Below are 11,922 nucleotides of genomic sequence, written 5' to 3' on the forward strand. Positions count from 1 at the left end.
TAACCGGAGGGAGGGGGAGCGATGCTGCGAGTTCATGTCATGGGCGCATCCGGCTCCGGCACCACCACACTCGGACGTGTTCTCGGGGAACGGCTTGCCCTTCGCCACCTCGACACGGATGATTTCTTCTGGATGCCAACCGATCCGCCCTTTACGACGCTGCGGCCCGTTTCCGAAAGGCTCGAACTGGTGCAGGCGGAAATGTCGAAGTCCCCGCAAGGATGGGTGCTGACCGGTTCGGCACTCAAATGGGGAACGCCGCTCGAACCGCTCTATGACCTCATCGTTTTCCTGACGATTGATCCGGCCTTGCGCATGGCGCGCATCCGGAGGCGGGAAACGGAGCGCTATGGCGCGCGCATCCTGCCGGGCGGCGATATGGCAGAGACCAGCGCCAAGTTTCTCGACTGGGCGGCAAGTTACGACACGGCAGGGCCGGATCAGCGCAGTCTGGTCGCCCATGAAGCCTGGCTTCTGACCCAGGCCGCGCCCGTTCTGCGGCTGGATTCCGCCCGTCCGGTCGATGAACTTGTGGATGCGGTTCTGGCGCATCCGGTCGTTGAGGGCAGCCGTCTGGGCGGCTGACCCCCGTCCTCCGGCTTGCTCAGGCAGCCTTTGCCGGCGGCATCGGCTTCACCACGCTCATCAGCGCCCCATAGGGCAGCAGCATGACGAGGCCGACGATGAGCTTTACGACGAAATCGCCGATGGCCCAGGAAATCCAGCGCGGTGCTTCGGTTGCAAACACGCCGAGGATCGGGGCAGAGCCGATGGCAAAATCGTCATTGGCGCCCAGCAGAGCAAAGGCGGGTGCAAAAGACAGCGAGAAGAAGATGACCGTGTCGAGTGCCGAACCGAACAGCGAGCCGGCCAGCGGCGCGCGCCACCAGGTCTGCCGGCGCAGCGTGTTGAACACCGAGATATCGACGAGCTGGCCGACGAGATAGGCGGTGCCGGACGCCATCGCGATGCGCGGCATGGACGTATAGAGCGAGATGGTGACGCCAACGAGAAAGCCGACAAAGACGACGCGGCGGGCGATTTTGGGGCCGAACTGGCGATTGGTCAGGTCGGTGACCAGGAAGGCTGCCGGATAGATGAAGGCGCCCCAGGTGAGCAGGTCGCTCAGCTGTATGCCGAAAACGGAGCCGATAACCGGAAACTGAACCAGAAAGTTCGAGGCCACGACGACCAGCGTCATGAGGGCCACGTAAAGGATGGTCGTGCGCAGAATGAGCATTTTTTTACCCTGGGTGATGCCACCAGCAAGAGGAACAGGAAACAACAGAAAAGGCTTGAACGGCGAAGCGATCAAGCCTTGACTGGTATCGGATAGGATGTCGAAAACTTAAGCGGCTGCAGCAGCAGCTTCAGCGGTCTTCTTGGCAATCTGGCGGCGCAGCAGGCGGGCGCGCATCGACAGTTCGCTCTCGTCAGCCTTCAGGAGGAAAGCATCGAGGCCGCCGCGATGTTCGACGGAGCGCAGGGCGTGAGCCGAAACGCGCAGACGATAACGCTGGCCAAGCGAGTCGGAGATCAGCGTGACGTGGCACAGGTTCGGAAGGAACCGACGCTTCGTCTTGTTGTTGGCGTGGCTGACATTGTTGCCCGACTGGACGCCCTTGCCGGTCAATTCGCACATACGGGACATGTGTACACCTTTGTTCTTCTTAGCAATTGAACGGGGCACTGGGCAAAGCCCCGCCTGCCGATCCAACTGGTCATGATTGGAAAGTTGCGGTTCTATAGTCAGTGAGACCGCGCGCGTCAAGCCAAACATCGCCGCTCTCCCGAGATTCCGCCGATCCGTCTCACGATCTTGCTATTTTATTGCCACAGTGCGCAGGCTATAACCCTTGGTCTCCACTCCAATCGCAGGGGAAGTCCATGCTCCGCCGGAGCCGTTCCGCCATCCTGTTTGCGGCCCTCCTCGGGCTGTCAGCCACGCCTGCCGTCCCGGCCGGCATTCGTCACGTCAGCGAATACAATATTTCGCTTGGCGTGCTGCCGATCGCGCGTGCGTCATTTGCAAGCGAGTTCGACAGCAATGATTACAGGATCACCGGGTCGTTCCAGTCGTCGGGCATTGTGAGCCTGTTCAGCCGGATTTCCGCCGATACCAATGTGAACGGTGCCATCCGCGGCAAGAGGCTGCAGGCCAACAGCTATTCGCTCATCTACACGCAGGACAAGAAGACGCGTCGTTACGATATCAGCTATCGCAACGGCAATGTCGTTTCCACCACGATCAAGCCGGAGCCGAAGCCGCGGCCGGCAAGCTGGGTGCCGGTGAGCGACGGCGACCTGCAGTCGGTTCTCGATCCGCTCTCGGGCCTCATTTTTCCCGATGGCGCCCAGGTGTGCCCCAGCCGGCTGCCGATCTACGACGGCGAGTCGCGCATGGACCTCGTCCTGTCGAACAAGGGCACGAAACCGTTCTCGACCGATGGTTTCAAGGGCGATGTGGTGGTCTGCGAAGTCCGGTATGTGCCCAAATCCGGTTTCCGGAAGGGACGCAGCGATATCGAATTCCTGAAGTCGGCCCGCATGGAAGTGTGGTTTGCCAAGGCCGCGAACGTCAATGTATATGCACCTGTCTACGCCCGTATTCCGACGCGGGTGGGCGATGTCTATGTGACGGCGGTGAAATACGGCGGCTGAGCAGCGAATGCTGCGGCCCCGTCAGACGAGGGGGCTGATCGTGAAGGTCAAGGGTACGCTGATCGGCTTTACCGCCATCCTGATGTGGTCGTTGCTGGCGCTTCTGACCGCAGCCTCCGGCACCATGCCGCCGTTTCAGCTTTCCGCCATCACCTTTGCCATCGGCAGTCTTCCCGGTGTCCTGCTGCTGATTGCCCGCCCCAAGCGGCTTGCGCTTCTGAAGCAGCCGGCAAAAGTCTGGCTGACCGGCATCGGCGGGCTGTTCGGCTACCATTTCTTGTATTTCACGGCGCTGCGCAATGCGCCGGCGGTGGAGGCCGGGCTGATCGCCTATCTCTGGCCGCTGTTTATCGTGGTCGGCTCGGCGCTTTTGCCGGGCGAGCGGCTGCGGTGGCATCACGTGGCAGGTGCGCTGTGCGGGCTTGGCGGAACCTTTGCCATCATCTCGCGCGCCGGCATCGCCTTTGATGACGCCTATCTCATCGGCTATGGCGCGGCCTTTCTCTGCGCCTTCACCTGGTCCGGCTATTCGCTTCTGACGCGCCGCTTCGAGGCGGTCTCCACCGATGTCGTCACCGGCTTTTGCCTGGCGACTTCGCTTCTGTCGCTGCTCTGCCATCTGATGCTGGAGGTCAGCATCTGGCCGTCTGCGCCAACGGAATGGCTGGCGATTGTCGGCCTTGGCCTCCTGCCGGTCGGTGCTGCCTTCTACGCCTGGGATTTCGGCGTCAAGACCGGCGATATCCAGATCCTCGGCGCTGCAAGCTATGCGGCGCCGCTTTTGTCCACCCTGATCCTGATGCTGTTCGGCTTTGCGGAGCCCAGCCTGCGTATTGCGCTCGCCTGCCTGCTGATCACCGGCGGTGCGGTGCTGGCCGCCCGCGACATGATCTTTCGTGCAAAGACATCGAAAGCCGTCGCGGCTGAATAGCGGTCAGCCGGCCGGTTCCCAGCCCGGCGGCGCCATTTCGAACTTTGAAAATTCGAAACCCGGCGCAACCGTACAGCCCACCAGCGTAAATGCCCCAAGGCTTTCTGCCGACTGCCATTCATTGGCGACGACGACGGCCTGCGGGCGCTCGCCGTTCTTGAGATCGAGCCCGAGAATGATCTCCCGGCCTTCTTCGCCGTCCTTCGCAAGCCTTAGCTTCAGCGGACTTCCGGCGTAGAAATGCCAGACCTCGGCGGCATCCGTCACCCGGTGCCAGTGCGAACGCTCGCCGGCTTTCAGAAGGTAATAGATCGCCGTGGAATGGCCGCGCGCATCTCCATCCCCATCGCGGAAGGTCTGGATATAGCAGCCACCTTCCGGATGTGGCTCAAGCTTCAGCGTCTCGATGATCTCGTCGGCGGTCACTTGAAATTGTCCTTGCGCTTGCGGATTTCGGCAAAGACATCTTCGTTTGTGGCGCCTTCCATGACCAGGTGTTTGCGGATGGCGGGATCGGCCACGCGCAGGAAGGGATTGGTTTCCTTCTCCAGCCCCATCATGGTGGGGATGGTAAAGCGGCCTTCTGCCCGCAGCGCTTCGATCTGGGCCACGCGCCTTTGCAGCGCCTCGTTGTCGGGGTCGATGCTGATGGCAAAGCGGGCATTGGAGAGCGTATATTCGTGGCCGAAATAGATCGCCGTCTCATCCGGCAGCACGGCGAGCTTCTGCATGGAGTGCCACATGTCGCTGGCCGTGCGCTCGAACAGGCGCCCGCAGCCAAGCGCAAACAGCGTATCGGCGGCAAACAGGATCTTATCCTCGGAAAAATGGTAGCAGACGTGGCCGGCGGTATGCCCGGGCGTTTCGATGACGCGCACCGGATGGTCGCCGAAGAGGAATTCGTCACCGTCTGCCACGGTGCGATCAAGGCCCGGAATGGCGACCGCCTCGTTGATCGGGCCGATGATTTGCAGCCCGTAGCGCTCCTTCAGCGCAAGATTTGCTTCCACATGGTCCGTGTGGTGATGCGTGGTGAAGATGTGGGTCAGCGTCCAGCCGCGGCGCTCTGCGGCCTCCACGATCGGCTTTTCCTCGGGCGCGTCGATGGCGGCGGTGAGGCCGGTTTCCGGATCGTGAAGCAGCACGCCAAAATTGTCGCTGCGACACATAAAGACTTCAATTGCCAGAGTTTTCATCGCCATTGCCCATTGTGCGTCAACCGTATCGGCACAATGTAGAGAGCCGGGCTTTGAAGTCCAACCACCCTCTGATAGCTTTTCGCCATGCACGCCGATATCGTCGACCTTCGAGAGTTCTACCATTCGCCGCTCGGCCATTTCGCCGAGCACTCGATCACGATGGCGCTTGCATCGCTCTGGGCGCGGTTGCCGGAGGAGCGGCTGGTGGGGCTTGGTTATGCGGTTCCCTATCTCGACCGGTTTCGAAAGGATACGGAGAGGACCTTTGCCTTCATGCCGGCAGGCCAGGGGGCGGTGAACTGGCCGGTCGGCGAGCTGTCGTCCACGGCGCTGGTTTTTGAAGAGGAACTGCCGCTGCCCGACAGTTCCGTCGATCGCGTGCTGATGGTGCATTCGCTGGAATTTGCCGAAAATCCGCGGGAGACGCTGAAGGAGCTTTGGCGGGTACTGGCGCCGGGCGGCCGTCTCGTCATCGTCGTGCCCAACCGGCGCGGCGTCTGGGCGCGCATGGAGCATACGCCCTTCGGCTCCGGCCGCCCTTATTCGCGCAGGCAGCTGACCAACCTGTTGCGCGAAACCAATTTCACCCCGGCCGCCAGCGCCGAAGCGCTGTTTTTCCCGCCCTCCAAGATCCGCGCCGTCCTAAAGCTGCGCCATGGCCTCGAGCGGATCGGGCGGCGCCTATGGCCGGCTTTTTCCGGCGTTATCGTTCTGGAAGCGCAAAAGCGTCTCTACCAGGGCCTGCCGGTGGCCGCACGCGCATCGCGGCGGGTTTTCGTCCCCGTCCTGGCAGGGCAGGGCGTTCCCACCACCCGAACACCGCTTGAACCCCTGTTCGGCCTCGACAAAAGCGTGCAGCGGGATTAAGGGCGAAGGGTCGTTTTTACCCAAAGGTCTTGCCCCATGGATACCGCAGTGCTGAAGCCCGTTCCCCGTCCCGGAATTCTGGATATCGCAGCTTACGTGCCGGGCAAGGAACATGCGCCGGGCGTGGCGCGCGTCTTCAAGCTGTCGTCCAACGAGACGCCGCTGGGTGCCAGCCCGAAGGCCATTGATGCGTTTCGCCAGGCGGCTGGCCATCTCGAGCTTTATCCCGACGGGCAGGCCCACGAACTGCGTGCGGCGATTGCCGCCACCCATGGCCTCAATCCGGCAAACATTCTCTGCGGCAACGGCTCTGACGAGCTGCTCGGCCTTCTCTGCCACGTCTATCTTGGTGCCGGCGATGAGGCGATCATCACCGAGCACGGCTTCCTCGTCTACAAGATCCAGATCATGGGCGCCGGTGCGACACCGGTCACCGTTAAGGAGCAGGATTGCCGCGTCGATGTGGACGCGATCCTTGCGGCTGTGACGGAAAAGACCAAGCTTGTCTTTATCGCCAACCCCGGCAATCCGACCGGAACCTATGTGCCGGCCGCCGAAATCCGCCGCCTGCATGCCGGCCTGCCGAAGAACGTCATCCTTGTGCTCGATGCCGCCTATGCCGAATATGTGCGCGAGAACGATTACGAAGCCGGTATCGAGCTGATTTCGTCGAGCCAGAACGTCGTGATGTGCCGCACCTTCTCCAAGGCCTACGGTCTTGCAGCGCTGCGCATCGGCTGGATGTATGGCCCCGCCGATATTCTGGATGCGCTGAACCGCGTGCGCGGACCGTTCAACCTCAATGCGCCCGCCATTGCCGCCGGCAGCATCGCCATGCGCGACCAGGAGTTCATTGCCCGCGCCGTCGAGCACAATACGCTGTGGCGCGACAAGCTGACCCATGCCTTCACCGCGCTTGGCCTGAAAGTGACGCCCTCCGTCACCAATTTCCTCCTCATCCATTTTCCCGATGTGGACGGCAAGCGGGCGCCGGAAGCCGATGAGTTCCTGACCAGCCGCGGCTTCATCCTGCGCGCTGTCAAGGGTTATGGCTTTCCCAATGCCCTGCGCATGACGGTGGGCTCCGAAGAGGCCAATCGCGGGGTGATCGAAGCGCTCGGCGAGTTCATGAGCCGGGCATGAGCATTCTGTTTGATCGCATCACGCTGATCGGCATCGGCCTGATCGGTTCCTCCATTGCGCGCGACATCAAGGAGCTTGGCCTTGCCGGCGAACTGGTGATCTCCACCCGCAGCGAGGCGACCTTGCAGCGCGCCGAGGAACTGGGCCTCGGCGACCGTTATGTCACGTCAGCGGCAGAGGCGGTGAAGGATGCGGATCTCATCATCGTCTCGGTGCCGGTCGGCTCGTCCGGCACGGTTGCCGAGCAGATTGCACCGAACCTCAAGGCCGGTGCGATCCTTACCGATGTGGGCTCCACCAAGGCATCCGTGATTGCGCAGATGGCGCCGCACGTGCCCGAAGGCGTGCATTTCATCCCCGGCCACCCGCTGGCGGGCACCGAAAAATCCGGCCCGGACGCGGGCTTTGCCGGCCTGTTCAAGGGCCGCTGGTGCATCTTCACGCCGCTTCCCGACACCGATCCCGTGGCGCTTGGTCGCCTGCGCGGTTTCTGGGATGCGCTCGGCTCTCGCATCGATGAGATGGACCCGCAGCACCATGACAAGGTGCTCGCCATTGTCTCCCACCTGCCGCATATCATTGCCTATAACATTGTCGGCACGGCAGATGATCTGGAAACGGTGACGGAATCGGAAGTCATCAAATATTCCGCCTCCGGTTTTCGCGATTTCACCCGTCTCGCCGCCTCCGATCCCACCATGTGGCGGGATGTGTGCCTGCACAACAAGGATGCGATCCTGGAAATGCTGGCGCGGTTTTCGGAAGATCTCGCCTCCCTGCAACGGGCGATCCGCTGGGGCGAGGGGGACAAGCTGTTCGAGCTTTTCTCGCGCACCCGCACCATCCGCCGCTCCATCGTGGAAGCCGGCCAGGACGTCGACGCACCGGACTTCGGCCGCCACGCGCTCGATCCCAAGGCCTGATCAGGCGCTGGCAGCGCCTGTCTTCAGATCGGCGGAATTTCACCCAGCGGGATGAAGCCGCCGACCAGGATCTTGCCGCGGTTGAGGGTCAGATCCAGCGTTGCCCGGTCGCCACCGCCGGTCAGCGCCGAGAGCATGCTCGAGGCCGTATCGATGGTGCGGCCGAGCTGCGGAAAGCTGGTCTTCAGCCGGTCGCGCCATGCGCCGATCTTTTCCACCTCAAGACGCAGCTTGCCCGACAGGCGCCCCTGCGCATCCACCGACACCGGGCCGCTGATGCTGAGGATTTCGCCGTCACCGAGGTCGATGCCGAACTGGCGGATCTGGCCGGCGGTGCCGTAAAGCCCCGTCTCATCCCGACCTTCGAGGAGCCCTGCCTTGCCGGCAAGCGTGATATCGGCAATTGCCGTGAAGCGTGGCAGGAGCGAGGGCAGGCCCTTGGCGGTGAGATCCGTGTTGCGAAGTGTCATGGCGGCATCGAGATCCGGCCCGTTCTGGCGCAGATGCGTTTCGGTATGCTCGACCTTCAGATCGAAGGCCTGTCCGGTCTGCGATGACAGGATGGCTGACGTCAGGCCGTCGATGGTGGTGGAACTGCGCTCCACGCCGCCTGGAACCGTGATCAGGCTCGACTGCATGTTCCGCCACTGGGAAGACACCGAAAGACCGTGGCTTGTGCGCACTTCCGAAGGGCCGTCGAGTTCCCACACGATGTGGCTCGGCTGATAGACCTGTGCTGCCGAGCGCAGCGCGCCGAACATGGCGGAAATGCCGTTCGCCCGGTCATCGACGGTGACTTTCGAGCAGAACAGGCCGATGCGGAAGGGATAGCCGCGATAGGTGGCATCGGCGCATTCGGCGCTGACATTGTTCTCTTTCTGCTTTCCCAGCAGCGCAAGCGTATTGGCCTTCAGCGCGGCGGCGGCATAGAACCAGCCGCCCGTATAGACGGCAATGGCCAGCACGATCGCGGCTGCTAGGCCCCAAATTTTCGCAGAGACGCCGCTTCGGCTTGACGCTGCCATGATGATCTCCAATGGTGCTCGTTCGAGTGCGTGCGGTGTGGCGTGGGATATGGACGAATTTTGGGTCTTTGGCTACGGCTCCCTGATGTGGAATCCGGGCTTTGTCTTTGAAGAGCGCCTTGGCGCGCGGGCTTTCGGTTATCGGCGGTCGCTGTGTATCCGTTCCTTCGTGCATCGGGGAACACCGGAACGGCCAGGGCTGGTCCTCGGTCTCGATCGTGGCGGTTCCTGTCGGGGTGCGGCTTTCAAGGTGAACGCAGACGACCGCGAAGAGGTTCTCGATTATCTGCGCAAACGCGAACTGGTGACGAACGTCTACCTGGAGCGCCACCTGCGGCTGGAGCTTGAGGACGGGCGGGAGGTGCGCGCCATCGGCTATGTGGTGGATCGCAGCCACCCGCAATATGCCGGCGCGCTGGATATCGCCGAGGCCGCACGGATCGTCGGCATGTCTGAGGGGCAGTCGGGCCCGAACGAAGCCTATGTGGTCAACACGGTGGCGCATCTGAAGGAGATGGGCATTCGCGATGCCTGGCTGGAAGGTGTTGCGGCGCGTGTTGCCGCCATGACGGCTCAGGCGGTGGCCTGAGCCTTGATTTCGGCGAGCCTGCGGGCCGCTTCCGGCGGCACGGGCAGGTGGGGATTGGCGGCCAGCGTTTCGATCAGAAGCGCGTCGCTTGCCTTTTCCAGCGTCTCGGTCAGCTGCGCGAAGAACACGTCCGGATCGAGCCCCGGCTGGATGGGCGGCAGGATGCGGATCTTGAAGTGCCCGCCATAGCGCAGGGTGCTGCGGCGTGGCCAGAACAGGCCGGGATGCATGGCAATCGGCACGACCGGCACCTGCATGTCACGATAGATGCGCGCGATGCCATAGCGGTATTGCGCCTCTGCGCCGGGCGGACGGCGTGTGCCCTCGGGATAGATGATCAGCTGGCGGCCGTTCTCCATCTCCTGCTTTGTCCGGCGCATCATTTCGACGATCACTTTGCCGCGGGCGCTGCGGTCCACCGGGATCATGTTCTGCTTCATCAGGTACCAGCCGAAGAGCGGGATCCAGGTGAGTTCCCGCTTCAGGATGTAGACCGGATCCTCCACCCAGGGCAGCAGCGCATAGGTATCCCAGATCGACTGGTGCTTCGGGGCAAAGATGCAGCCCGTCGTCAGCAGGTTTTCCAGCCCTTCGATTTCGAACGTGGTGCCCACCATCTTGCGCATCAGCCAGTGGTTGGAACGGGCCCAGGATTTCGGCACCCACAGGGCCTTCTTGCGCGGCAGGATGAAATAGATCGGCGCCAGGATGATCATGCGCAGGATCAGGTTGGCATAGAAGGCGATGTTGAACAGATTCGAACGCAGAAAAAGCATGAAGTCCGGTTCCGGTGGCTGGGCAAGGCGTCCCTACACCATCCCGATCCTCGACGGAAGCATTGTCTCAGCGGGCCGGCCGCGCGCTTTCCTGCTGGATCTCTTCCTCGCTGCGCAGACCATTGCCCTGCTGGATGCCCATCAGCGAGCGCAGGCTTGCCGCTGCCATCTTGGCATATTCGGCGAGCATGATGCGCAGCACGTCCGGTTCGGTAAACCAGGCCTTGCGCTTCAGATCGGCATTGATGACGGGATAGGCGATGAAGTCCGTCTTCCGGTCGATCAGGCGCAGTTCGAGCAGGCTGCGCGGCATATGGTAGTTGTTGGTGACGACGAGAACCGAATGGTAGCCGTGATCATGGATCCAGCGGGTGATCTCGTTGGCATTGCCGATGGTGTCGATCGCCTCGTAGCCCACATCGACACAGCACTTGAAAAGGTCGGCCGAGCTTTGCGTCGTGCGTCGGATCTGGGTCGGAGAGGTGGAGGGATGGGCGCCTGAAATCAGCAGCCGGCCGCCGGCACCATCCCGCAGAAGCCCCAGCGCCTGGTCGATCCGCTGGTATCCGCCCGTCAGCACCACGATGGCATCCGCCTTCACGCCGTCTGGCGCGCGAAGGGATGTCACCGCATCGGCAAACCACAGGAAGCCTGCAAAGACGCAGGCGATGACCAGCATCGCGAGCAGTCCCAGATAGCGCAGGCAGCGCCGCACCGGCCCGCTACGGCGAAACCAGCCGCTGCCGCCGTTTTGCCGCGGCGGGCGAGCCATTCCGGTGGTGCGCGTCTGGCCAAGGGTCATGACCTCGTCCTTAGCCCGTGTTTTGCCATGAGAACAGATCTAATTCCCGCTCAGCTGCCCGGCAAGCCGTCGGAGCGCGAGGGATCGGAGCGGATAAGATCGATTTCGTCGATGGTGCGCATGACGGTAAAGCGTGCCGTCAGCGTCGTCAAAAGCGCAATCACGATCATCGTGGCGAGAATGCCGAGATATCCCATGAAGTTGATCGTGAAGGTGCCGAACAGGGCGGTCGCCTGGTCAGTCTGCGGCGTGGCGCGGGTATTGCTCTGTAAAATGCCGGCGGTGGCAAACAGAAGAGCGGCAAGAATGCCGCCGGCCGCCGAGCCCTTCAGGCTGATCTTCAAGAAATGCTTCTGGAATTCGGTGGCGACAAAGCCGCCTTCAGCGCCGACGAAATGCAGCACCTCAACGATATGCCGATTGCCGGAGAGCGCGCCGCGCGTGGCAAAGATCACGGTGAGAATCATGGCGGTAAAGACGAGGATCAGCACGCCGGTACCGATGAGGACGGTGGTATGGGCCATGGAGACGAGACGATCCACCCAGGTCCGGTGGTCATCGAGAAAGGCCTGCGGCACTTCGGTGCGCAACATGTCGCGCATGGCGGCAAAATCCGGCGGGTGCGTCTCGTCGATGGTGATGATGACAAGGCGCGGCACCGGCAGTTCCTTGAGGTCGAGCCCGGCGCCCAGCCACGGCTCCAGAAGGCGCGCGGTCGCCGCGTCGTCCATGATCGTGCCCTCCTTCGTGCCAACGAAGGTAAGCGCAAGGTCCCGTGCCTTTTTCAGCGTCGCATCCATATCCAGCCCGTCATCGGGTTTGACCTGGATGGTGATTTCCCGGGAGATCTGGCTTTCCCAGGAGGCGGCCGTCGAGCGCACCATGCTGACGGCCCCGAGCGTCAGGCAGGCGAGAAACGACATGATGGCAATGACGACCAGAAGCGCATTGCCCTGGATATTGGAGGGCGGCAGGATCGGGCCTGTCGGGCGCACCCGCATTTCCG

The 11,922-nt window shown here is 62.4% G+C and carries 15 protein-coding genes; 7 read left to right on the forward strand and 8 right to left on the reverse strand.

Translation table 11 applies throughout. From position 1 onward, the window contains the following. The first annotated feature begins 21 nt into the window (after nt 1-21). Nucleotides 22-585 (forward strand): ATP-binding protein, encoded by a 564-nt coding sequence (locus ACEXP3_RS11820; protein ID WP_377297431.1) that lies wholly within the window; start codon nt 22-24, stop codon nt 583-585. A gap of 19 nt (nt 586-604) precedes the next feature. On the opposite strand, the gene ACEXP3_RS11825 is transcribed toward ACEXP3_RS11820, so the two are convergent. After that, nucleotides 605-1,240 carry a queuosine precursor transporter gene (locus tag ACEXP3_RS11825; RefSeq protein WP_210105773.1) on the reverse strand — a complete coding sequence of 212 codons (636 nt, stop codon included), beginning with the start codon at nt 1,238-1,240 and terminating at the stop codon, nt 605-607. A gap of 108 nt (nt 1,241-1,348) precedes the next feature. Continuing rightward, nucleotides 1,349-1,651: a 50S ribosomal protein L28 gene (gene rpmB, locus ACEXP3_RS11830; RefSeq protein ID WP_210105772.1), complete on the reverse strand. Its 303-nt coding sequence runs from the start codon at nt 1,649-1,651 to the stop codon at nt 1,349-1,351. A gap of 236 nt (nt 1,652-1,887) precedes the next feature. Here rpmB and ACEXP3_RS11835 point away from each other — a divergent pair, with 236 nt between their 5' ends. Further along, nucleotides 1,888-2,661 (forward strand): DUF3108 domain-containing protein, encoded by a 774-nt coding sequence (locus ACEXP3_RS11835; RefSeq protein WP_377297432.1) that lies wholly within the window; start codon nt 1,888-1,890, stop codon nt 2,659-2,661. Nucleotides 2,662-2,701: 40 nt separating this feature from the next. Continuing rightward, entirely contained in the window at nt 2,702-3,592 is an 891-nt protein-coding gene (gene yddG / locus ACEXP3_RS11840; protein ID WP_377297489.1) for an aromatic amino acid exporter YddG, read from the forward strand. A 3-nt stretch (nt 3,593-3,595) separates the two neighbouring features. On the opposite strand, the gene ACEXP3_RS11845 is transcribed toward yddG, so the two are convergent. Both ACEXP3_RS11845 and gloB read right to left on the reverse strand, forming a co-directional pair. Further along, nucleotides 3,596-4,018, reverse strand: coding sequence for a cupin domain-containing protein (locus ACEXP3_RS11845; RefSeq protein WP_210105770.1), 423 nt, complete (start codon nt 4,016-4,018; stop codon nt 3,596-3,598). After that, nucleotides 4,015-4,788, reverse strand: coding sequence for a hydroxyacylglutathione hydrolase (gloB, locus tag ACEXP3_RS11850; protein WP_210105769.1), 774 nt, complete (start codon nt 4,786-4,788; stop codon nt 4,015-4,017). Before gloB ends, ACEXP3_RS11845 begins: the two co-directional genes overlap by 4 nt. An 87-nt stretch (nt 4,789-4,875) precedes the next feature. On the opposite strand from gloB, the gene ACEXP3_RS11855 reads away from it, so the two are divergent. The 3 genes from ACEXP3_RS11855 to ACEXP3_RS11865 are packed head-to-tail and all read left to right on the forward strand — an operon-like array spanning nt 4,876 to nt 7,724. Then, the gene (locus tag ACEXP3_RS11855; RefSeq protein WP_210105768.1) at nt 4,876-5,658 is read left to right on the forward strand and encodes a class I SAM-dependent methyltransferase; all 783 of its coding nucleotides are present in this window, start codon (nt 4,876-4,878) and stop codon (nt 5,656-5,658) included. Between the two features lie 36 nt (nt 5,659-5,694). Next, nucleotides 5,695-6,801: a histidinol-phosphate transaminase gene (gene hisC, locus ACEXP3_RS11860; protein ID WP_377297433.1), complete on the forward strand. Its 1,107-nt coding sequence runs from the start codon at nt 5,695-5,697 to the stop codon at nt 6,799-6,801. Then, nucleotides 6,798-7,724, forward strand: a complete 927-nt coding sequence (locus tag ACEXP3_RS11865; RefSeq protein ID WP_377297434.1) for a prephenate/arogenate dehydrogenase family protein — start codon at nt 6,798-6,800, stop codon at nt 7,722-7,724. The genes hisC and ACEXP3_RS11865 overlap by 4 nt, the downstream gene beginning before the upstream one ends. A 23-nt stretch (nt 7,725-7,747) precedes the next feature. Here the strand turns inward: ACEXP3_RS11865 and ACEXP3_RS11870 are convergent, their stop codons facing one another. Then, nucleotides 7,748-8,749: a DUF2125 domain-containing protein gene (locus tag ACEXP3_RS11870; protein ID WP_377297436.1), complete on the reverse strand. Its 1,002-nt coding sequence runs from the start codon at nt 8,747-8,749 to the stop codon at nt 7,748-7,750. Between the two features lie 49 nt (nt 8,750-8,798). On the opposite strand from ACEXP3_RS11870, the gene ACEXP3_RS11875 reads away from it, so the two are divergent. Next, a complete protein-coding gene (locus tag ACEXP3_RS11875) occupies nt 8,799-9,338 on the forward strand; it encodes a gamma-glutamylcyclotransferase (RefSeq protein ID WP_210105764.1) in 540 nt (179 codons plus the stop codon). Here ACEXP3_RS11875 and ACEXP3_RS11880 read toward each other — a convergent pair. The 3 genes from ACEXP3_RS11880 to ACEXP3_RS11890 all read right to left on the reverse strand — a co-directional run bounded on the left by ACEXP3_RS11880 (nt 9,323) and on the right by ACEXP3_RS11890 (nt 11,917). Continuing rightward, nucleotides 9,323-10,114, reverse strand: a complete 792-nt coding sequence (locus ACEXP3_RS11880) for a lysophospholipid acyltransferase family protein (RefSeq protein WP_377297437.1) — start codon at nt 10,112-10,114, stop codon at nt 9,323-9,325. The genes ACEXP3_RS11875 and ACEXP3_RS11880 overlap by 16 nt on opposite strands. A 67-nt stretch (nt 10,115-10,181) precedes the next feature. Further along, nucleotides 10,182-10,916: a YdcF family protein gene (locus tag ACEXP3_RS11885; RefSeq protein WP_377297438.1), complete on the reverse strand. Its 735-nt coding sequence runs from the start codon at nt 10,914-10,916 to the stop codon at nt 10,182-10,184. 50 nt (nt 10,917-10,966) lie between these two features. Beyond that, the gene (locus ACEXP3_RS11890) at nt 10,967-11,917 is read right to left on the reverse strand and encodes a cell division protein FtsX (protein WP_377297490.1); all 951 of its coding nucleotides are present in this window, start codon (nt 11,915-11,917) and stop codon (nt 10,967-10,969) included. Nucleotides 11,918-11,922: the final 5 nt, after the last annotated feature.

Source organism: Neorhizobium fuzhouense (assembly GCF_042611105.1).
Taxonomy (GTDB): Bacteria; Pseudomonadota; Alphaproteobacteria; order Rhizobiales; family Rhizobiaceae; genus Neorhizobium; species Neorhizobium galegae_A.